Annotated in this window: 14 protein-coding genes; 8 read left to right on the top strand and 6 right to left on the bottom strand. The window is 45.8% G+C overall.

The features are described from left to right. The first annotated feature begins 40 nt into the window (after positions 1-40). The gene (locus CPIN_RS11335; protein ID WP_012789929.1) at positions 41-1180 is read left to right on the top strand and encodes a FecR family protein; all 1140 of its coding nucleotides are present in this window, start codon (positions 41-43) and stop codon (positions 1178-1180) included. Positions 1181-1308: 128 nt separating this feature from the next. Here CPIN_RS11335 and CPIN_RS11330 read toward each other — a convergent pair whose 3' ends face one another. From CPIN_RS11330 to CPIN_RS11310, 5 genes are all read right to left on the bottom strand, one after another. Further along, positions 1309-1521, bottom strand: a complete 213-nt coding sequence (locus CPIN_RS11330; protein ID WP_012789928.1) for a hypothetical protein — start codon at positions 1519-1521, stop codon at positions 1309-1311. 73 nt (positions 1522-1594) lie between these two features. Then, positions 1595-2680 carry a sensor histidine kinase gene (locus CPIN_RS11325; protein WP_012789927.1) on the bottom strand — a complete coding sequence of 362 codons (1086 nt, stop codon included), beginning with the start codon at positions 2678-2680 and terminating at the stop codon, positions 1595-1597. A gap of 54 nt (positions 2681-2734) precedes the next feature. Further along, positions 2735-3295: a chemotaxis protein CheB gene (locus CPIN_RS11320; protein ID WP_012789926.1), complete on the bottom strand. Its 561-nt coding sequence runs from the start codon at positions 3293-3295 to the stop codon at positions 2735-2737. A 24-nt stretch (positions 3296-3319) separates the two neighbouring features. Further along, on the bottom strand, positions 3320-4141 hold the full coding sequence (locus CPIN_RS11315) for a CheR family methyltransferase (RefSeq protein WP_012789925.1): 822 nt from the start codon (positions 4139-4141) through the stop codon (positions 3320-3322). A 15-nt stretch (positions 4142-4156) separates the two neighbouring features. Beyond that, complete coding sequence (locus CPIN_RS11310; protein ID WP_044218390.1) at positions 4157-7576, bottom strand: response regulator; 3420 nt, start codon at positions 7574-7576, stop codon at positions 4157-4159. Positions 7577-8000: 424 nt separating this feature from the next. Here CPIN_RS11310 and CPIN_RS11305 point away from each other — a divergent pair, with 424 nt between their 5' ends. The 7 genes from CPIN_RS11305 (at position 8001) to CPIN_RS11275 (ending at position 20627) form a co-directional block, all read left to right on the top strand. Beyond that, positions 8001-8387, top strand: a complete 387-nt coding sequence (locus tag CPIN_RS11305; RefSeq protein WP_012789923.1) for a response regulator — start codon at positions 8001-8003, stop codon at positions 8385-8387. A 63-nt stretch (positions 8388-8450) separates the two neighbouring features. Then, a complete protein-coding gene (locus CPIN_RS11300; protein WP_012789922.1) occupies positions 8451-9578 on the top strand; it encodes a HEAT repeat domain-containing protein in 1128 nt (375 codons plus the stop codon). 8 nt (positions 9579-9586) lie between these two features. Beyond that, complete coding sequence (locus tag CPIN_RS11295) at positions 9587-11047, top strand: glycosyltransferase family 2 protein (protein ID WP_012789921.1); 1461 nt, start codon at positions 9587-9589, stop codon at positions 11045-11047. A 27-nt stretch (positions 11048-11074) separates the two neighbouring features. Further along, positions 11075-12571: a glycosyltransferase family 2 protein gene (locus CPIN_RS11290; protein WP_012789920.1), complete on the top strand. Its 1497-nt coding sequence runs from the start codon at positions 11075-11077 to the stop codon at positions 12569-12571. A gap of 2 nt (positions 12572-12573) precedes the next feature. Beyond that, positions 12574-15441 (top strand): tetratricopeptide repeat protein, encoded by a 2868-nt coding sequence (locus CPIN_RS11285; protein WP_044218386.1) that lies wholly within the window; start codon positions 12574-12576, stop codon positions 15439-15441. Between the two features lie 20 nt (positions 15442-15461). Further along, complete coding sequence (locus CPIN_RS11280; RefSeq protein ID WP_187294754.1) at positions 15462-17711, top strand: DUF4838 domain-containing protein; 2250 nt, start codon at positions 15462-15464, stop codon at positions 17709-17711. A gap of 384 nt (positions 17712-18095) precedes the next feature. Further along, the gene (locus tag CPIN_RS11275) at positions 18096-20627 is read left to right on the top strand and encodes a TonB-dependent receptor (RefSeq protein ID WP_222838196.1); all 2532 of its coding nucleotides are present in this window, start codon (positions 18096-18098) and stop codon (positions 20625-20627) included. Positions 20628-20730: 103 nt separating this feature from the next. Here the strand turns inward: CPIN_RS11275 and CPIN_RS11270 are convergent, their stop codons facing one another. Continuing rightward, positions 20731-22269: an alpha-N-arabinofuranosidase gene (locus CPIN_RS11270; RefSeq protein WP_012789916.1), complete on the bottom strand. Its 1539-nt coding sequence runs from the start codon at positions 22267-22269 to the stop codon at positions 20731-20733. Positions 22270-22753 lie beyond the last annotated feature (484 nt).

Genomic DNA, 22753 nt, shown 5'->3' with positions numbered 1-22753 from the left:
ACTAAAGCATTATTACTGGTATTGTCACATTGAGAAGTACATGCGCGAAAGAACTGACATACACGAGTTATTATTGCTTAAACTGACAGGCGGTCTGAATGCCGAAGACGAAGCAGAAGTGGATGCTCTCATCAGAAAAGATGCGAAAGTAGCCGCTACCTGGAAAGATCTTCAGCAGTTCTTCCTGGAGGACGAGCAGCGCAGAAAGGATTTTGAAACAATGTCCGCCGCCGAAATCATGGAAGGCGTAAGGGAAAGAAGGGAGTATTATAAACCAGCCCGCTTCCCGTTCAAAAAGCTACTGATCGCAGCCGCCCTCGTCGGAGCCGGCGCATTTGGAATATACCAATTCACAAAAACCAACCATAACTCTAAAGTCCTGGCTGACAGTCGTAAGCAGATTCCGCCTAAAAGTGTCTACCTTGAACTCGAAAATGGTGAGATCTTCGATCTCTCCCGCAATGAGCAGCACTATAGCATTGAAGAAGGAAACGTGACACTTAATACCAGTCACAATACGCTGACTTTCATTGCGGACAGGAACAACAGCGGACTAAATAAACTGGTAGTACCTCCCGGTAAAGACTATTCCATCAGACTTGCAGACGGCACAGAAATTCGTATGAATGCAGGTAGTACCCTGCAATTCCCCTTCGGATTCAATGGCCGGACCCGTGAGGTCACACTCAGTGGAGAAGCATACGTGAAAGTAGCCACAGCAGCAGAACAGCCGTTTACAATACATACACCTGCAACCACCATACAGGTGCTTGGTACAGAATTTAATGTGAATACTTATAATGCGGATAAAGCGGCCGTTTCTCTCGTACAAGGCGCCGTAAAAGTGCTGGCAGGTAAGGAGGAAGTAGTACTCAAACCTGGCTTTGAAGCAGAATATACTACTCAAAAAGGCATCAATACGCGTCCATTTGATAAAAACAACGTACTTTCATGGCTCGAAGGGAAATATACGTTCAACAAAACACCTCTCAAAGACATCATTCCCATACTCGAGAGGTGGTATGATGTGAAGATCGTACCTGACAATCCCGCCGTTGCAGAAAAGACCATTAATGGACAAATCGACAAGTCCGAAGGAATAGGATCATTCCTGGAGTCGCTGGAGATCATCCGAAGTGCAGAATACTATTACAAAAATGATACTATACATATTAAATAGTAACTCCCGGTAAAATACGGGGCAGATACTATAAACTTCGTTTACGAACAATGCAAAATGAAATACCGGTACTTTATTCCTTTAGTGCCGGTTTTTTTTATGCCCTATCGTAAACGAATCTATATCAATCAATAAGCTGGTCGCTTTCTCTTGGTTTTCTTTTCCGGATTTTCCAGTCGTTCGTCCAGTTGCTCATCTGTCATCTCCCACTCAGCTTCGTCAGCGGCGGATTCAGTTTCATCAAATGCACCTCCCGAACCGGTATGTAGTATCTCTTCCTCATTACCAGTTGCGGATTTCTGCTCATTGTCCCTGTCTGAATATAAATAAAAATCTGTCATACACATATTAAATGGGCTATTCCTATCATTCAACTATTAATTTATGCTTTTTTTTCGTTACCTGAGCGCTTTTTTATCTGCGCCATTGAAAATGGAAGCTACTGCCATCCCCTAATTTCGACTCCACCCAAACCTTTCCTCCCTGGGTTTCTACCAGCAATTTCAGGATGTTGAGCCCGATACCAGTGCCTTTGTCGTCCTCATTATCCACTTTTTCGAAGAGCTTAAAAATACGCTCATTGTCCTTTTCCTCTATGCCAGGACCGTTATCCTTAACGTAAAATTCATAGAAATCCCCGTCTGGTTTACCCCCGATCGTAATCTCCACCTTCTCCTTGTCGTTGTACTTAATCGCATTACTCAGCAGATTCTGAAAGACCTGCTGTAATTTCTGGCGACTGGTATGAATCACCGGCATCTCGTCCACGATCGCTATCTGTACCTTCGCCGGTGGGAACAGAAGCTTTATCAGCTGTTGCAACAGCTCATGGACCTCCACATCCTCCTCCTTGTGCCGGAACTGATGCTCCCGGCTATAATCCAGGATAGCCGTGATCATATCCGCCAGTTGGGTAGTAGCATTGATTGCCATGTCCGTATATTCTGACAGGAAAGTTGACTTGATAATTTCCTCCTCTTCCTTCATCAGGAGCAACAGGCCGGCAATTCCTGATAAAGGCGACTTCAGGTCATGCGCTACCACATGCATAAAGCGCTCCAGCTGCCCATTGATCAGTTCCTTGTCTTTTAATGCCTGCCTTAATTCATGTTGATAGAAATGGAGTCTTTCAAAAACGTCGACCTTGGCACGGGTCACATTGATATCTAAAGGCTTGGACAGGTAATCCACCGCACCCTTCTCAAATCCCTTCAGCACATAATATTCGTCCTTATTGATCGCTGTCACGAAAATGATCGAAATATCGCGGGTTTTCGGATTCGCTTTTAATAACCGTGCTACTTCAAAGCCATCCATGTCGGGCATCTGCACATCCAGCATGATCAGCCCTATATCCTCATTCTTCAATACCTGCCTCAGTGCATCGTTTCCGGAAGTAGCCTGCAAAAAAGTCCTGTTTTCAGCCAATAACATCTGTTCCAGAGACAGCAGGTTTTCCATCCGGTCATCCACCAGCAGAATAGTAAATTTCTTAGTCATCCTTCTAAATTCTTTTAATGGCTATTTTGATCGTATATACGACGATTTACACATTTACGTTTCACCAATTATAAATTTCTTAATATCTTCTATCCTCATGGGAAGCACTCCCGGACACATGTCAATAGCCGCCTGCGGCATCGCATCAAAAGAGGCCGTACGCGGATCCTGTACAAGGCCTGTCCCTCCTGCCGCCATAATCTGACAAAGTCCCTCCGCACCATCCTTATTCGCACCACTCAGCAAGATACCTAAAGTCCTTGCACCATAAACCTCTGCGATACTACTAAATGTCACGTCAATAGACGGACGACTATAATTCACCAGTTCGGAATAATCCAGCATAAAAGTCCTTTCCGCCTCTACCATCAGATGATAGTTCTGCGGCGCCAGGTAAATACAATGCTCCCGCACAGGCTCTTTATCCTCCGGCTCAACGATCTTTCTCCTGCTGGATAGTAAGCGCCCCATTTCACTTTGCACATTCCGGAGGCGGTGTAATACAATCACAACCGGAGGCGCCAGCTGGTGAGGCAAGGCATCAAGGATCTCCGTCAGCACCAAAAGGCTGCCTGCCGACCCTCCAATGACTATAACATCAAATCTGTTGTTCATACACGGTAATAATCTTATAGTCTGCTATTCTTTACGCCGGTATATCTTATGCTGGGCATGTAACACCTCAAATTTCCGGTGAATATCCGCGAAGCGCATCGTCTCTTTGATGCCCATCGCCAGATAACCACGGGGTGATAAACTGTCATAAAACAACTGTAAGACGCCGTTTTGCAGTTCCCGGTTGAAATAAATGAATACATTCCGGCAGCAGATCAGCTGAAACTCATTAAATACTTTATCTGTCACCAGGTTGTGCTGGAAGAATACGATATGCTCTCTTAGTTCTTTTTTGATCAGCACATTATCATATCTGGCGGTGTAATAATTAGAAAAGTCTGCCAGTCCGCCGGACTGAATATAGTTCTGTGTAAAGTCTTTCATGTTGTCCAATGGCAGAATGCCCGTGACAGCTTTTTCCAGGTTAGCCGGATTCAGATCAGTTGCATAGATCTTCGTACGGCTTAACAATCCGGCCTCCTCCAAGAGGATGGCCATGGAAAATACTTCCTCCCCGGTAGAACAACCAGCATGCCATATTTTGATATTGGGGTAAGCGGCCAGTTTAGGCAATACCTGTTCACGTAATGTACGGTAGAACTGGGGGTCCCTGAACATTTCCGTCACATTCACTGTGATGTACTGTACCAGCCTGGAAAAGAATTCCTGGTCATTAACCAATCTGTGCTTCAGTTCAAAAACGGAACTTAGCCGCATATGTCCCATAAAACGGAGTAAACGCCGCTTTATAGAAGCCTGTGCATAGCCGGTGAAATCATATCCGTATTGTAACCTGACAATGTTAATGATATCCAGGAAATCTGCATTTGAGATTTCCTCTTTCATAACAAACAATAAGATTTACACCATCCACACACGCATGAGTGATAATAGTTTACTGCTATCGATCGGTTTGGCGATATAGTCGGAAGCGCCTGCTGCGATACACTTTTCCCGGTCGCCTGCCATGGCTTTAGCGGTGAGTGCGATCACCGGCAATGACTTATAACGGCCAATTGCCCTGATCCTGCGCATCGCTTCATAACCATCCATTTCAGGCATCATAATGTCCATAAGCACCAGTCGTATGTCATTGTGCTCTTCCAGCCGTTCCAATGCCTCCTTACCGTCTGCCGCTGTGATGACGTCAATTCCCTGTTCACCCAGAAGGGCACTTAGAGAAAAAACATTACGCATGTCGTCATCTGCAAGCAGAATTTTTTGCCCTGACAGTGTGTTTTCTGATGCTAACAGTTCTGCTTTCAGCTGAGGGGTCGTCTCCTGTAATTTGTACAGGAACAGCTCCAGTTCATCCATTAGTCTGTCTGTCGAAAACGTAGAATTTCTGACAATAGCTGCTGCTTCCTTCTTCAGTTGCAGTTCATCTGCTTCTGAAATATCATGATCAAGATAAACAATGATAGGCATTCCTTTATATGTGGCCTGCCTGAGCTTGTGTAATTTACTCAGACCTTCTGTTATATTCGTCCCTGCGTCCAGTATCACTGCATCATAACTCTTCTGCGCCAACTCCCTGCCTGCTGCCTCCAGATCGCTTACACGATAATACTGCGTCTGCAAATGCCGCTCGTCACTCATAGATTGCAAAGACGGATGATGCAGCAATACGCCATCTGATACCACCAGCACTTTTTTAAACCGGGCCTGTAAGCGATCACTGATACCGGTGAATACAGACTCCATATCTGTCACCTGCAACGGCTTCTGCGTATAGCCTTCTACTTTGTCTCTTACCTGTAAGGAGATCTCACCGGCTGATATCACATGAATCAGTATATGTTGCAGATCTTCGTTGCTCTTCAGAATCTTCAGAATGCTGTTACCATCTATCAACGGCAGGGTCATATCCAGTAATATAGCCGCCGGCAGATATTTACGGGCAAAGAACAGTCCATCATTTCCATTTAAAGCCACAATTGTCTTATACCCTTTCTCTCTCGCAAAATCCCGCAGAATCGTTGCAAAACTGATATCGTCTTCAATGATCAGTACCAGCTTATCCTGTTTACTCAGTTTGTCCCTGTCGTCTTCCACCTGTGGCGCTTCCGTAACAGGTGGCGGCATCACTGTTACCGGTATCGGTACAGGTACTTCTTTTACAGGCGGCGGAGCCGGAATAACCGGTTTCTCTGCGGCTTGCTGTACCTGCGCAAGTCCATCCATTCTCAGTACAACGGTAAAAGTACTACCCTGTCCTTCCTTACTTTCCAGCCGGATCTCTCCACCGAGTCGTTTCATCAGTTCCTTACTGATGGACAGTCCCAGACCGGTACCGCCGTATTTACGGCTGGTAGACCCGTCTGCCTGGCGGAAAGCTTCGAAGATCAGCTGCTGTTTCTCCACCGGAATACCTGTACCATTATCACTTACCGCGATATATACCCCATCAGCTGCAGCCGTAAGACGCAACTGTATGTTCCCGTTTTTAGGCGTAAACTTAAACGCATTGGATAACAGGTTTTTGATCACCTGTTCCAGGCGCTGCCGGTCAGTCTGAACAGTGGCAGGCACACCCGCCGCTATTTCTGTAGAGAAATGTATACTTTTTTCATCAGCCACGACCCTGAACAATTGTTCCAGGTCACTCACCATAGCACTGACAGACACCGGTTCTATCTGCATTTCTACTTTACCGGCCTCTATCTTAGAAAGGTCAAGAATATCATTGATCAGTTTCAGCAGGTCTGAACCGGATTTGTGGATAATACCGGCATAATCCACCTGCTTGCTACTCAGATTACGGTCTTTATTCTCTTCCAGTAACCGTGCCAGTATCAAGACGCTATTCAGCGGTGTTCGCAATTCATGCGACATATTGGCCAGGAATTCCGATTTATACCGGCTGCTCTGTTCCAGTTCTTCCGCTTTCAGCGACAGCTGCTGCCGCGCAATCTCCAGTGCTTTATTCTGTACCGTCATCTCGTCGTTGATCTGACGCAGTTCTTCCTCCTGTACACGGAGCTCTTCTTCAGATGCCTGTAATATTTCTGACTGACGGGTCAGTTCTTCATTGGATTGTCTCAGTTCCTCCTGCTGGGTTTCGAGAATCTCTTTCTGCTCCTGTACCCGCTCCAGTAGTTGTAATACGCTGGCTCTCGCTTCTGCTCCATTGATCGCTACGGCGATGGCATGAGAGGTCGTCTTCAGCAGGTCCAGTGTACCTGGGTAAATATCTCCAAAAGTCACCAGCTCCATCACGCCCATCAGTTCTTCATTATGCCACAGGGGCAGGCAGATAATCGCGCCTGGTTGTGCACTGCCGCCACTTGTTTCGATATTCCAGTAAGTAGCCGGCACACGTTCTATGGTACTGATCTCGCGTTTGGTAGCGGCATGGCCGGTCACTCCTTCCCCTAAAACATATTCTTTTTTAACTTTTGCAGGTAAGGCAATACCGGCACAAAGCCTCAACATCGTTTCATCCTTGTCAAATCTATAAAAAGCACCAGCCGGTACCTTCAGGTACTTTACCATGACCTCTAGACAGCGGGTAACCATCACGCGTGTCTCCATTTCTCCGCTCAGGCTGTCATTAATATGAGCTACCCCTGTCAGTAACCAGTTCTTTTCGCCCGTCTGCTGGTTCAGATTTTCCACATCTTTCAGGCGGCGGCGTAACTCCTGCTGGATTTTCATCCTGCTGGACAACTCCCGGAAAGAAACGATCATCAGGGCAGCTGCTATCAGCAGAATAAAGATCGTATTGACGATCAGCATTGTCATCGCTCTGCCAACAGAGGCTTCGTTGGAAGCTGTCCTGCTGATCAGCAGAAAGCGCTCATCCGATATAATCTCTGTAATCTGGTTATGTACTGTATCCAGGTGCTGCCGCTCTTCCTGTGTCACCTTCATCGGATTACCGAACATATTGACTGTATCCCTGCGTAGACCTTCCCAATAGTTCAGCAACGATATCACACTATTTTCAAGTCTACCCGCTTTCCTGTACTGGGGCGCATTATCGGCTACCAGCTTCCGCAGGTCGCCCGCCAGCGGCAGTACCTTAGGACTAGTCTGAAAATAAGGTTGCAGGAATTTGTTGACACGGGTACTTCTGTAAGCAGCCCCGGCTGACTCTATCTCATATATATACCTGTTCAGGCGCTGTGCAGTGGTAATGACCTCGTAGGAATGCTCTACCCACTTTCCCTCAGTACGCTGATGGTTGAAAGTAACATATGAAAAGATACCCCCGGCGGTCACACAAATAAGCGCTAAAGCGAAACCAATAAACAGACGAAGTTTTAAGGTATTTTTCATATCTGGTAAGCGTGCAAATAGGATTATGACAATACGACCGGACAAATATAGGGAATAGTCGCTGGTCATGATACTACACCTTATGTGCCATATATATTTCTCAGGATAATATGGTTATCTTTAGATATAGCCACGTAACTTTGATGACTGATTAACGCAACTGATACATTCAACACCTCCAATAAGTTATATTTTTTTACAATGTAATTGTATTATTAATTATTTCGTTTTGGTAAATCCCTGGACGGTGTTTTTCAGTATATATAGGGATTACACCATTAAGACTTTTTGAAAGGAATACTCCCCTGTAAATGACAGATTACAGCAGATACTTTCAGCCACTAACATTGACACTTTAATACCTTTGAACAATGCTGAAGGATCAATATTTCCACCAGCTGCCATTTATACAAAAAGCCAATTTATGAGTACCAGAATTCTGCTCGTAGAAGACGATGAAGTAATGCCTAAAATCATGGAAAGGATACTTCATAAAGAAGAATATAAGATTGAACATGTGACAAACGGAAAAGAAGCATTCCAACGGCTGGAAGATAATAACTACAATTATGATCTGATCATTACAGATATCATGATGCCATATGCCAATGGCTTCGAAATCCTCAGCAAAGTAAAAACAAGAAAGGACGGCAAACCAATTCCTGTAATAATTGTTTCAAATGCAGGGAATGAAGAGATGATCCTGGAGGGTTTCAAACTAGGGGCAGACGACTTTCTCAAAAAACCGGTTATTCCGGGTGAACTACTGATACGTGTAAAAAGATTACTGATACAATACGCCGCTAAATAAAGCGTACGCTCATTCATTGTTTACTCTCCTTTGTGAAACCTTTGACTAATTGACCAGTCCTATATGGAATACAGCCTTTATGACTTCAGGGGTGCATCCCTGAACATTCAGATTGCCATTATATTTATTTTTATTGCGGTAGCATGTACCGTATTAGCCTACTTGTCCATTCTTACAGGCAGATACCGGGCCTACAGAAGGGAAAAGAAGCTCGCCAGCCTCCATCCTGTTATTGATGACCTGCTCATGGAGCATATCCTGCTCAATGACGAACTGGCCAGTAATGTACCTGCCGATCAGGTAATCCTGCCGGTTGAAGTATTCCGGTTGCCGGTGTTTGAGAAAAGATGGGCACGCGAGGCACTCATCGCCAGACTTATAGAATACCGTAACAATGTGCGGGGTTCAATGGGTGAACAGCTCAGGAACCTGTATATCCAGCTGGAACTGGACAAAGACTCCCTCAGAAAGATGAAATCCCGTAAATGGGATAAGAAAGTACAGGCGCTGGCAGAACTCAGTAACATGAATATGTCTATTGCGGACGTAACCATTCTGCCCCTGACCAATAGCCGTAACCGTGAGTTACGTGCCGCTGCCCGCCATGCTTATATCAAGCTCAGTAAAAACGAACCTTTCAAGTTCTTCGACGTGGTAACAGAACCACTGCTCATGTGGGACCAGGTAGAGCTTTTTAAGATCATTTCCACTACCGAACATATTGCCATTCCCAACTTCGCGCAATGGATCACCTACTCTTCCAATAAAAGCATCGTAGCCTTCTGTCTGAAACTGGTCGTACATTATAACCAGATCAGCGCCGTGCCGGCAGTCGTAAGACTGCTCGATACCAAAGATCACTACCTGCGTGCTGATGCGATTAACTGTCTTGGTAAACTAAAGATCGAAGATGTAGAAGAAAAACTTCTGCATATGTACAATAGCCAGCCGCTGAACTGCCGGCTGGAAATACTCAAAGCCATTGGCCGTATCAACAGCGGAAAAAATGTAGATTTCCTCCGCCAGGAATTCCTGCACGCCACTGATTTTGATGTACGTAAGCACGCCGCCAAATCATTGATCAAAAATCAGTGGGCGGCAAAAGGACTTATCCAGGAACTGATAGATACCGCTACAGCAGAGAACAAGCTGATCCTGAAACATAGCATGAACCCGTTAATTAAATTCTAATCGTCAAGATGGAGCAGAATATCTGGGAAACGATAGGCAGATTTTATGAAAGCACTGTTTTTATTTACGGTACCGTATTGCTGATTACCTACGCATTGCTGGCAGTGTTCTCGATGATATCCGTACGCGCCTACGCAAGGAAAGATAAGTTCCACCAGGAGAATATCCTCCTCAGCTCTCCCCTTGCGCCCGGCATTACTGTACTGGCCCCTGCCTTTAATGAAGGCCTGACCATCATCTTCAACGTGCGCTCCCTGCTCACGCTCAACTATCCGTTGTATGAGATCATTATCGTCAATGACGGTAGTACAGATAACAGTCTGGAGCAGATGATCGATGAATTTGAACTGGTGCCTGTCGAATTTGCCTACAACGCCAAAATACAGACCAAGCCTGTCAGGAAGATCTATAAATCCACCAACCCTGCCTATGCCAAACTGATGGTCATAGACAAAGTGAATGGTAAGAGTAAGGCCGATGCAGTAAATGCCGGTATCAATGCAGCCCTCTACGATCACTTTGTATGTACGGATGTGGATTGTATCCTCGATAAAAATACCCTGCTGGAACTGATCAAACCGGTGATGCAGGAAGAAAAGAAACGTGTGATTGCTACCGGCGCTACACTCCGCATTGCCAATTCCTGTGAATTTGATCAGGGGGTAATGACCCGTATGCGTCCCCCGAGTCAGTTATTGCCGCGCTTCCAGGAAGTAGAATACATCCGTGCATTTGTACTGGGTAAAATGGGCTGGAGCCTGCTGAACTGTGTACCGAATGTATCCGGCGGATTAGGTCTCTTTGATAAAGAAATTGCGATCCGCTCCGGTGGATATGACCATAGTTCCTTTGGAGAAGACATGGAGCTGATGACCCGTATGTGCCGCTATGCAAAGGATAATAAGATCGACTACGCCATCCGTTATATACCGAAAACGCTTTGCTGGACAGAAGCGCCCGCTTCCGTAAAGATCTTCAACCGTCAGCGTACCCGCTGGGCAAGAGGTCTTGCACAGCTGATGTATGCCCACTTCGGTATGTTCTTTAATCCCCGCTACGGGAAAATGGGACTGATCATCTTCCCTTATAACTTCTTCTTTGAACTGCTGGCGCCGATCATCGAATTTACCGGTATCATTTATTATATCGTCATGGCTTGCCTGGGTCTGATCAACTGGCCTACAGCATTGCTGCTGCTCGTATTTGTATATACCTATTCGGTAATGATCACTACAATAGCAATCCTCTGGGATCAGCTCACCTTCAGGTATTATAAAACCTGGAAAGAGGTGGCTTTGCTGTGTACGACACCATTCCTGGAATTCTTCCTCTATCACCCACTGATTGTAATATTCGCCCTGCGCGGTTACTATTACTTCCTCACGGGTAAAAAGAGTACCTGGGGCAATATGCAGCGACGCGGCTTCCAGACGACACAAAAGGCTGCGGCTACGGTCACCGCCAAATAATCATAATAAAAAACCAAGGAAGATACTGTGGAACTGTTTAGAAATTTTTATGAAGGCTTCGTATTTGTGTATGGCTGTACAATGCTGTTCATGTATGCACTCCTGGCCATTCTGTCGCTCCGGGGCATCATCCGGTTTCAGCGGAAGAACAGTTACGTGGACTATAATAAAATGCTCCAGTCTCCGCTGGCGCCCGGCATATCCATCATCGCCCCTGCCTTTAATGAAGGTGTAACGATCATCTCCAACGTACGCTCCCTGCTGACGCTGAACTATCCCCGTTTTGAAGTAATCATCGTGAATGACGGTAGTACAGATGACACGCTTACAAAACTGATCAATGAGTTTCAGCTACAGGAAGTGGATTTTGCTTATAATGAACGTATTAAATCCCAACCAGTAAAGCGCCTGTTTAAATCTACCAATACAGCCTACGATAAGCTGGTTGTCATCGATAAAGTAAACGGTAAAAGTAAAGCCGATGCTTCCAATGCCGGTATTAATGCTGCTGCTTATGACTACTTCCTGTGCACGGACGTAGACTGTATCATTGAAAAAGATACCCTGCTGCGCATGATCAAACCGTTCATGGATGAAGAACATAACAAGATCAAAGAAATAGGTGAACCTTGTCCTGAATGTGGATACATACATGTCAAGGAAGACAGCGTACGTGTGATTGCCACCGGTGCAACCCTGCGTATTGCCAACTCCTGTGAGATAGATGAAGGTGTGATCACCCGTGTACGTCCTCCGGAAAAATGGTTACCACGCTTCCAGGAAATGGAATACCTACGCGCCTATGTACTGGGTAAAATGGGCTGGAGCGTGATCAACTGCGTACCTAACGTATCAGGCGGTCTGGGGCTGTTTGACAAGGAAATCGCGATCAAGGCAGGTGGTTACGACAGTAAGTCCTTCGCTGAAGATATGGACATCGTGACGCGTATGTGTACCTATATGATCGATAATAAACTGAAATACGCGATCCGCTATATTCCTACTACACAATGCTGGACGGAAGGTCCGCCTAATATGAAAGTATTCAGTCGCCAGCGTACGCGTTGGGGACGTGGTCTGGCAGAGATCATCACCATTCACCGTAAGGTGATCTTCAATCCGCGTTATCGCAAACTTGGACTGGTGGTACTGCCTTATAACCTCTTCTTTGAATTCCTTGCACCGATCATTGAATTCACCGGTATCCTCTATTATATCTACCAGATCATCACCGGTAATATCAACTGGCATAATGCACTGATCTTACTGCTCTTCGTGTATCTGTATTCTGTAATGATCACGACGCTGGCGGTATTATGGGACCAGATCACCTACAAACATTATAAAACCTGGAGAGAAGTGGTGGGACTTGCCTTAATGGCATTCATCGAACCTTTCGTTTACCATCCACTGATCGTATTCTTCGCACTGCGTGGCTATTTCAACTTCATCACCGGTAAAAAACACACCTGGGGAAATATGCAACGTCAGGGATTCGGACAGAAGAAACCAGCAAATACTTAAACATGATGTCTCTTTTCAAATACATACTATCCGGAACGGTACTTTGTCTTTCTTTACAGGTACAGGCTCAGATCTTCAGCAAGGGGAAAGATGCCGATGAACTCTACAATGAAGCGGTAAAGGAAACGAAACTGAATCATTACCAGAAAGCTATCCAGCTATCCAGAGAAGCACTGGAGAAGAGACCTGATTTTGTGGATCAGCAGTTACTGCTTGGCAGATTATACATGCTGACAGGTAATGCGGAACTTGCCAGAAAATATGTGAAACTGGTACTCGCAAAAGATCCGATGTATAAAGATGCCTACCTGTATGCCATCAATATAGAACTGGGCGCCAGGAAATATGAAGAGGCGGAATGTTATGTAGATGAAGGACTCTATCATTATCCGTCTGATAAGGAACTCATGCTGAAAAAGCTGGGGATACTGGATGCTGCGGAACGCTTCTTCCAGGGAGGCGTTTATGCCGATAACCTGCTGGATAAGTATGCCGGTGATACAAGCGTACAACGTGCCTATACAGGACATTACCTGCTGGCAGGGCATTATTATCAGCAGCGGAACAACCAGCTCTTATCACAGGAGAACTATGAAAAAGCCCTGATGCTGGATCCGGATAACGAAGAAGCCAAGGCAGCTATCAATAGTATGTATGTGAGAAGTGGCAGCTTCACAAAAGCCATTGAGCAGGTAAATGCAGCCCTTGCAATTAATCCGGGTTCCTATGAACTGATGATGCGTAAACTGGGCCTTTTACAGGATATGCACGATTATGCCGGCGCGATCGATCAGCTGCAACAGATATTAAAACGCTGGCCGGCCGATGCAAAAGCACGTAGTACGGAAACGACACTGCGCATGGAAGCCGCCGCCTGGTATGCTAATACGGATCCTTTCCTGTTATATGCAGGTATTGCAGAAAAGAACCCTGGCAACAGGGAAGCACTGGATAAAGTGATTGGTATGAGTATGTCCCGTGGCGCTTACCGGGAAGCACTGGCCTGGATTAACCGCGGATTAAAAAACAATCCGAATGACCAGCGACTGTTATCACTTAAACTGGATGTACTGGAAAGCGATCGTAAATTCGCAGAAGCAGCCCTTCTGGCCGAAAGATTACGTTATAACAATGCCGGTACAGCCGATCAGAGAAGCCGTTACTCCGCCCTTAAAATAGCCAGCGGACGTGACTATCTGGCACAGCAGCAATACGACCTGGCACTGGCTGAATTTGACAAAGCCCTGCAGACCGATCCCCGTGATACGACTGCTATGGACCTGATGGCCAATACCTATATCAATCAGAAAGATCACATACACGCCCTGGAAGTACTGGATAAAGCACTGGCGGTATATCCCAATAACAGCAGGTTCCTGCTGAAAAAGTCAAGTGTACTGGCGGAGACGGGTCAATATGACGAAGCCGCCGACATAGCAGCCCAACTCCTGAATCAGCATCCCCAGGATGCTAAGTACAGCGCTAACCTGGTGGACCTTCGTCTGACTGCGGGCCGTAAACTGATGCAAGCTGAAGAATACGATATGGCAGCCGGTGAATTCAGGGCTGTACTGGTACAATCGCCTGATAATATTGAAGCCCTGAATTACCTGATCAACCTGGAAACAGCCATAGGACAGTCAGATAGCGCGCTGGTCTATGCCGATCAGGGATTACAATATTATCCGGATAATAAAGAGCTGTTACTGAAAAAAGCAGGTATACTGACCGATATGCAACGGTATACTGAAGCAAATGCGATCTCCTACCAGCTGATGCAACGTTATCCGTTCACGATTAAATATCGTACTGCCTATACCGACGGACTTATTGCCGAAGGCAATACCTATCAGCGGAATAATGCACCGGATAGTGCACTGGCTTTATACAGACAGGTATTAAATATCAACAGAAAAGATTCTCTCGCATTACAATACAGCATCAATCTGCTGAATGGCAAACAATCATATGACAGCGCACTGGCGTATGCGAATCAGGGTATCCGTTATTATCCGAACAATGAATCGTTCATACAAAAGAGAGCAGTTACACTGGAGAATAAAAAGATGTATGCGGAAGGAGCATTGGCGGCAGATTCCGTTGTAAAACTGAATGGCAATCCTGTCAATGTGGATTATGCCGATTATCTGCACAGCAAAACAATGAAAAATCAGTTTGGGATGTTCTTCCTGCATTCCAGCTATGACTACCAGGATACAAAGTATAATATCGCTACCCTTGAATACCGTCATTTCTTCAAACGCGGTTCTTATGCAGCCCGGCTTAACTATGCGGGCCGTCAACAGGGAACGGGATTACAGGGAGAAGCAGAATTGTATTATACGCATAATCCGGAACTGTATTCCTATGCACTGGCGACCTATTCAAATGAAGTGGTATTTCCCAGAACAAGGCTGGCTTACTCCATCTTCAAGACATTTAAACATGATATTGAAGGCGAACTGGGTATACGTTATCTGAATGCAGACAGTTCCAACAGCATTTCCGGTGTAGCTTCCATAGCGAAGACCTGGAAAGATTTCTGGGTGAATTTCAGGGCTTATTTCATCAGTGACTCGCCTGAGTTCTATACTTCCTACAACCTGACCACGCGTTATTATATGAACCGTCAGCAGGATTATATCTCATTTACAGCGGGTCTTGGTACTTCTCCGGATGACCGCAGCCGTCTGATACAGTTCCCTAAACTGGCAGGATTGTTGACCCGTAGTGTGGGAGCAGGTTACCAGAAAACATTTAAATACCGTACTACCGCAGGCATATTCGGTACATGGATCAACCAGAAAGTGACCAATACCGATTTCCAGAACCAGTACGACATCTATATAACCCTGCAACGTAAATTCTAATCACTTTATTCATGTTCAGGATGATGCACAGCTTACTGCTTATTATGACACTGCTGACCTATAATAGTTGTCAATCCTCTAAAGGGAATATCGATCTGGTGTCAGGTGGCAGTTCAAAATATGTCATTATCCTGCCGGATGAAGCGACCAAACATGAAACGAAAGCAGCTGCCCTGTTACAGGATTATATCAAACGCCTCTCAGGTGCTTCCTTGCCCATTATTACAGAAAAAGCGTTCAAAGATCAGCCAGGGGTCTTTATAGGCAATACGGAATATACCAGTTCCCTTTACCCGGAAAAGTTAAAAGGAGAAGGTTTTCTGATCGCTACCGGCAAACAGGATATATATATCAAAGGGGGAACCGGCAAAGGTATTTTGTATGGCGTGTATACCCTGCTGGAAAATTATTTCGGTTGCCGGAAATATGCAGACATACCGGTCTTCATACCGGTATCTAAACAACTGCAGTTGCCGCAGCAACTAAGAGATCGGCAGATGCCTGCCTTTTTATACCGGGAAACCTACTACCCTGCTGCATTCAATGATGAATACCTGGAATGGCACAAGCTGCACCGCTTCGAAGACCTGTGGGGATTGTGGGGACATTCCTTCTTTAAAATATTGCCACCTAAAACTTATTTCGCGGCACATCCGGACTACTATGCACTTGTCAACGGGAAACGACAGGCCAGCCAGCTATGTCTGAGTAATGAAGGCGTTTATACCTTCATGGTAGATTATTTCCGGAAAGCAATTGCGGATAATCCGGATGCGATGTACTGGTCGATTGCTCCCGAAGATGGCGGTGGCTTCTGTACCTGTGATCAATGTAGTAAGGCCAATGCAGCAGAGGGTGGTCCACAGGGTACACTGATCCGGTTCATCAACCGCATTGCAGCCGCCTTCCCGGCACAACAGTTTACCACACTTGCGTACCAGTATACGGCACATCCTCCCCTGAAAACAAAACCTGCCGGCAATGTATACATTATGCTCAGCAGTATCGATGCGTATCGCCAGGAGCCGCTGAGCAGTATTTCTTCTGCCGCGGCTTTCAGAAGAGATCTGGAAGGATGGAGCGCTGTAACGGAGCATATTTTCCTATGGGATTATACCACACAATTCACTAATTACCTGGCCCCTTTCCCTGACTATAACAATCAGCAGGCGAATCTGCAATACCTGGCCGCGCACAAGGTCCAGGGTGTTTTTTCTCAGGGCAGCGGAGATACCTATAGCGATATGGCGGCCTACAATAGTTATCTGCAGGCTAAATTGCTGTGGAATCCCGGACTGACAACGGAAGAAATCACCAGTGATTTCCTGAACGGCTATTATGGCAAGGCAGGACCATTTGTCGCACAATATCTTCAGGCATTAACCAACACCCTGCACATTACCAAAACACAACTGGATATTTACGGCAATCCCGTTAATAACTACAAAAACTATCTGTCCCCGGAGGCGATCGATCAGTATTCCTCCTTACTGGACAAAGCTGAAAAGGCAGTGGAAGGAAATGATTCACTGCTGGCAAGAGTATACAATACGCGTTTACCGCTGGAATATACCGTGCTGCAACAATCCCGCTTTTTCGGCACAGAGAAATTCGGTTACCTGATCCCCGAAGGGAATGGTTTTACTGTCAATCCACGCTGGCCGGAACGCGTAAAGAAATTCGTTGCCCAATGCAAACTTGCAGGTGTAAAAGAACTATCTGAAGGGGGTGGTAGTCCAGCTACTTATCAACAGGAATGGGACCAGATCTTCTCCCGCAAATGGATTAACAGTCTGGCGTTCCGTGGCAAAGTGAGTCTTGTAAATTCCTGGGCAGAAGATTATCCTGCCAAAAAAGAACAGACGCTGACAGATGGTTTGCAGGGAGATAAGGATTTCAGTATCAACTGGCTGTTTATCTATGGTAAAGACCTGATAGCCACTGTTGATCTGGGTACCGAACAGACTGTGAAAGAAATACAGCTGAATTTCTTACAGGATGCCCGCCATTACATTTTTAACCCTACTGATATTATTGTAGAAACCTCTGTGGATGGGGCGAACTTCACACCTGCCGGTAAACAGCAAACATCCCCTCTTGCCACAGAAGAATATGATGCAAAGATCAACACTTACCGGTTCTCATTACCTGCTGTAAAAGCCCGCTATATCAGGGTAACAGGCAAGTGTCTGCAAACGATTCCTGCATGGAGAGACGCTCCCGCCGCCAAGAAAGCCGCAATATGCTGCGATGAAATCTATGTATTATAGTGACCGAATATCAGTCGCCGGATAATCCGTTTTTAAAAGATTTCTCCTGAAAATTTCCATTGTTGCATTCCTATTTATATATTTGTCCACAAATTCACTAGACTAATAAGCATTCTGTTGCCTATCATTGACGTGAGCCACCAGCATGTCGATTCCGCGAGCAATAAGGATGCGTATCAACCTGTAGTATGCAGTCTGCTGCATCACTGATTATTGACATGAGCCACCAGCTTGTCAATTTCGCGGATACAATTAATACATACTGTAAGCCTGTAGCATGGCAGTTGCCTGTATGCTGCTATATCTGCACGTCTGTACCCAAAACACGTTTGAATTACTATCACCTAATATGTTTTAATTATGCGAAAATCATTACTCTTCCTTATGCCAATTTTACTTTTGGCCGGCACGGCATTTTCTCAGGATGCCGTTGTAGGCGTGATAAAAAATGGTGAGGGAACCTCAGTTGTGGGGGCAACTGTAGTAATCAAGGGCACCAATGTTCACGCTATTGCAGATACAAGCGGACGATTCAGTATTCCATTGCGGAGGGCGTTTCCCTTCACCCTGTTAATCAGTTCACTGGGATATAAACTGGAGGAAGTAAAACTGACCAGCCTCCCTACAGGTCCGCTGACTATCACCTTATCCAGCGATAACAGTCTGTCGGAAGTCGTGATCTCTTCCCGCCGACGCCTGGAAACCGCGCAGCAGGTACCTATTCCGATCTCCGTAATCAGCGGTTCACTGGTTGCAGATGCCGGCGCCTTCAACGTTAACCGTCTGAAAGAGATTGTACCTACCGTACAATTATATTCTTCCAATCCCCGGAATACGACCCTGAATATCCGTGGTGTCGGATCGACTTTTGGTCTGACAAATGATGGTATTGACCCGGGTGTGGGTTTCTATGTGGATGGCGTGTATTATGCCCGTCCGGCAGCGACTACGCTTGACTTTATTGATATAGAACAGGTAGAGGTATTACGCGGACCACAAGGTACGCTCTTCGGTAAAAACACAACCGCAGGCGCCTTCAATATCACGACAAGACAGCCTAGTTTTACCCCGGAAGCTAATTTCGAGGTAAGCTATGGCAACTATGGATATATCCAGGCAAAAGCAGCCGTTTCAGGTCCGCTCAGTAAGAAATTTGCCGCCCGCGTGTCCTTCTCCGGTACACAGCGTGATGGCACACTTTATAATGTGGTGACGCAAAAACATATCAATGACCTCAATAACCTGGGCTTACGCGGGCAGCTGTTATATACGCCTTCAGACAAAGTGAAGATCACCCTGACTGCGGACAATTCCGAGCAACATCCGGAAGGCTATGCACAGGTGGTAGCAGGTGTAGCTCCCACCTTACGACCTGCTTACAGACAGTTTAAACAGATCATTGCTGACCTGAATTATAAACTGCCCAGCGAGAATCCATTTGACCGTCTGGTAGACCATAATACGCCATGGCGCTCCGGTAATGAACTGGGCGGCGTTGCACTGAATGTAGACGCTAAAATTGGCGGCGGTACACTGACTTCCACTACCGCGTGGCGTTACTGGAACTGGGATCCTTCAAATGACAGGGACTTTACCGGTCTGGCAGTATTACAGTTATCACAAGCCACTTCCAAACATAAACAATGGACGCAGGAAGTACGTTATGCAGGTGACCTGACGTCCCGCCTGAGCGGTGTTATAGGTGTATTCGGCATCTGGCAGGACCTGAAAACAGATCCTGCGCATATTGAAGAATCAGGAGATGCCCAGTGGCGTTTCTCCCAGAGTTCAACCAGCGAGTTATGGGCGACACCGGGCTTGTTTGATGGTTATGGTATAAAAACGGTATCCCGTCTGAAGACTTTCGGCGGTGCTGTATTTGGTCAACTGGACTGGGCGATCACCGATCAGATACATGTATTACCAGGTCTGCGTTACAACTATGACAAGAAAAAAGTAGACTATGACCGTAAGACATATGGCGGTTTACAGACAGACGATCCGGATCTGATCGCACTGAAAAATATTGTATATACCAATCAGACCTTCAACGCGGATGTAGATGAAAGCAATGTTTCCGGTCAGCTGACACTTGCTTATAAACCGACAAAAGCCATCAACGCATTTGCGACCTATTCCACCAGTTATAAACCAATCGGTGTGAATCTCGGCGGCTTACCTACATCAGGCGGTAAAGTAATGACGGAACTGGCCAGGATCAATCCTGAATCGGTAAAACATTTTGAAGTAGGCGTTAAAACATCTCCGGGCAAGAATGCCACTGCGAATATCGTTTACCACAGAACAGATATCAAAGACTATCAGACGCAGGTACAGACCGCAGAAGTGGGTGTAAACCGTGGTTACCTCGCCAATGCTGAAAAAGTAAGGGTGCAGGGAGTGGAACTGGATGCAAGTCTGAAGATACATAGTGCAGTATCCCTCTATGGTTCCCTTGCCTACACAGATGGCAAATATGTGTCTTTTAAGAACGCGCCGGTACCATTGGAAGAAACAGGTGGCTCTGCTGCCTTTAAAGATATTTCCGGTGGAGAATTACCAGGTATTTCAAAATGGGCAGGTTCGATAGGTGGAGAGATCGTTTCTAATCCCGGTATCATCCTGGGACAGAATGCCCGTTTCTTTGTGGGTGCGGATGCATATTTCCGCTCTTCTTTCTCTTCCAGTCCGTCACCCTCCAAATACCTGAATATTGACGGTTATACCTTGTTTAATGCCCGTGCAGGTTTCCGTGCACTGAACGGACTGACTATTTTTGTATGGGGACGTAATCTGCTGAATAAAGATTATTTCGAGCAGTTACTGCCAGCGGCAGGTAATGCGGGTCACTATGCGGCCGTATTAGGCGATCCACGCACTTATGGTGTAACGATCCGTTATTCTTATCACCAGTAATGTCGTCTGGTCAATTACGCATTATAAAAGAGAGGCTGTCCGCATTCCGCGAACAGCCTCTCTTGTTCTCTGTGCTACCCTCCAGGGTAATATCTATACCGCTTTATTTCAGTTCCAGTACTACGACAGAAGCAGGTGGCAATTCAGCAACCAGCTGATCGCCCTGTTTCTTTGCGCCGTTGAATTTCTCTATATGGATCTTGTTTGGCTGATCGAATGTATTCACATCGGTCACTTTGCCGGAAGTCAGTATCTGACCACTCACTGTTTTCCACTTCACTTCCTGTAAGCTGGTGGATACGGTGATTTTCTGAGTAGGGTTCAGGTTGACCAGTGAGATATGTACAACACCTGTTGAATCCAGTGAAGCAGATACATTCACGGCAGGTATCTGCTCTTTGCCGGAAGTATATGCAGGACTGTTCAGCTGGACAGGGAGGTATTGCGCATCATGATGCACTTTATAGAGGTCAAATATGTGATAGGTAGGCGTCAGCAGCATTTTCTCCTTATCCGTCAGGATCAGTGCCTGTAATACGTTGACAGTCTGTGCCAGTTCTGCCATTCTCACACGGTCGCTATGATTATTAAAGATATTAAGCGTAGTACCGGCGATCAACGCATCACGCAGACTATTCTGCTGATACAGGAAACCAGGATTTGTGCCTGGTTCTACATTCGTCCAGATTCCCCATTCATCCACAACCAGGGCTACACGTTTTTTAGGATCATATTTATCCATGATCGCAGCATGTTTGATCACGAGAGAATCCATTGCCAGGCATTTCTTCATTGTGGTAAAGTATTCCTGTTCGGAAAAACTGGTCGCAGAGCCTTTGTTGCCCCAGGTCAGTGGTACCGTATAATAGTGCAGACTCACACCCCACATCTGGTGCAAAGGCACCTGTTTCATGATGGTTTCTGTCCAGTTAAAGTCGAAGTCGTTTGCACCACTGACAATCTTTTTCAACGGCGCACCCGGATAGTTACGCGCATACGTAGCGTATCTTCTGTATTGATCCGCATAAAAAGCAGGCGTCATATTACCCCCACAGCCCCAGCTTTCATTCCCTACGCCCCAGAAGCTTACCTTCCAGGGAGCTTCATGACCATTCTGTTTACGAATGGCGCTCATCGGACTGATACCATCGAAGTTGAGGTATTCTACCCATTTGGCCATTTCTTCTACGGTACCGCTACCTACATTCGCAGAAACATAGGGTTCGCATCCCAGGAGCTCACACAGTTCCAGGAATTCATGCGTACCAAAGCTGTTGTCTTCTATTACTCCGCCCCAGTTGGTATTCACCATTTTCGGACGTTGCTCTCTGGGACCGATACCATCGCGCCAGTGATATTCATCTGCGAAGCAACCACCCGGCCAGCGCAGGTTGGGAATATGGATCTTCTTCAGTGCATCTACGACGTCGAGACGGATGCGGTCTTTCTTTTGTACGTTCAATGCAGGATCAACCCAGAAACCATCATAGATACAGCGGCCGAGATGTTCAGAAAAATGTCCGTAGATATGACGGCTGATGGTATGATCTGATTTAGGCTGTATGACCAGACTGGCAGTGTTTTGTGCCTGTGCTGCGAATGCACACAGCAGTAATAACAGGAAGGACAACTTGCTCTTCATAATTTAGAATTTATGTACAATTGACTTAGGCAGATCTTTTGTGAAGACGTGGAATGGTTGCTAAGATAGAGAAAATAAATGTCAATCATACAACTATTTTATTGGTTTAAATATCATTTTTTAAGAGCATAAAAGGAAAAAATGGGAAGGGCATAAAGAGCGCATCGTTGTACCGTTCAGACTATGTGAGATAGTCAGATAAAACATTGATATTTTTCCGATCCCGTATACGAAAACGTTGTCATGTTATAAAAATATAAGGAAAGACGATATCCCTGACTCCGTCATACATACGCTTCAAAATACTTTACCGCAAAGCATTTCAGCTCACAAAAGAACAAACATTGCGATAATCAGCCCGATATATATTGCACATTTTTCTGAAAAAACCGTACAAATATTTTGTGGTTTCAAACAATGTTGTACATTTGCAATCCCAATCGCGAACAACGCGAACGGAAAACGAAAAAAGTTCTTAACAAGA

Origin of the sequence: Chitinophaga pinensis DSM 2588, assembly GCF_000024005.1 — a bacterium.
In the GTDB taxonomy this organism is placed as follows: domain Bacteria; phylum Bacteroidota; class Bacteroidia; order Chitinophagales; family Chitinophagaceae; genus Chitinophaga; species Chitinophaga pinensis.
Note: the sequence above shows the minus strand (reverse complement) of the source record. Positions and strands in the feature narration are given on the sequence as shown.

Excerpts from the sequence above, each read along its gene's own strand:
- CPIN_RS11335 (WP_012789929.1), top strand. The coding sequence starts at position 41 with ATGCGCGAAAGAACTGACATACACGAGTTATTATTGCTTAAACTGACA.
- CPIN_RS11275 (WP_222838196.1), top strand. The coding sequence starts at position 18,096 with ATGCCAATTTTACTTTTGGCCGGCACGGCATTTTCTCAGGATGCCGTT.
- CPIN_RS11310 (WP_044218390.1), bottom strand. The coding sequence starts at position 7,576 with ATGAAAAATACCTTAAAACTTCGTCTGTTTATTGGTTTCGCTTTAGCG.
- CPIN_RS11285 (WP_044218386.1), top strand. The coding sequence starts at position 12,574 with ATGATGTCTCTTTTCAAATACATACTATCCGGAACGGTACTTTGTCTT.
- CPIN_RS11270 (WP_012789916.1), bottom strand. The coding sequence starts at position 22,269 with ATGAAGAGCAAGTTGTCCTTCCTGTTATTACTGCTGTGTGCATTCGCA.
- CPIN_RS11300 (WP_012789922.1), top strand. The coding sequence starts at position 8,451 with ATGGAATACAGCCTTTATGACTTCAGGGGTGCATCCCTGAACATTCAG.
- CPIN_RS11330 (WP_012789928.1), bottom strand. The coding sequence starts at position 1,521 with ATGACAGATTTTTATTTATATTCAGACAGGGACAATGAGCAGAAATCC.
- CPIN_RS11325 (WP_012789927.1), bottom strand. The coding sequence starts at position 2,680 with ATGACTAAGAAATTTACTATTCTGCTGGTGGATGACCGGATGGAAAAC.
- CPIN_RS11295 (WP_012789921.1), top strand. The coding sequence starts at position 9,587 with ATGGAGCAGAATATCTGGGAAACGATAGGCAGATTTTATGAAAGCACT.
- CPIN_RS11280 (WP_187294754.1), top strand. The coding sequence starts at position 15,462 with ATGATGCACAGCTTACTGCTTATTATGACACTGCTGACCTATAATAGT.
- CPIN_RS11305 (WP_012789923.1), top strand. The coding sequence starts at position 8,001 with ATGAGTACCAGAATTCTGCTCGTAGAAGACGATGAAGTAATGCCTAAA.
- CPIN_RS11320 (WP_012789926.1), bottom strand. The coding sequence starts at position 3,295 with ATGAACAACAGATTTGATGTTATAGTCATTGGAGGGTCGGCAGGCAGC.
- CPIN_RS11315 (WP_012789925.1), bottom strand. The coding sequence starts at position 4,141 with ATGAAAGAGGAAATCTCAAATGCAGATTTCCTGGATATCATTAACATT.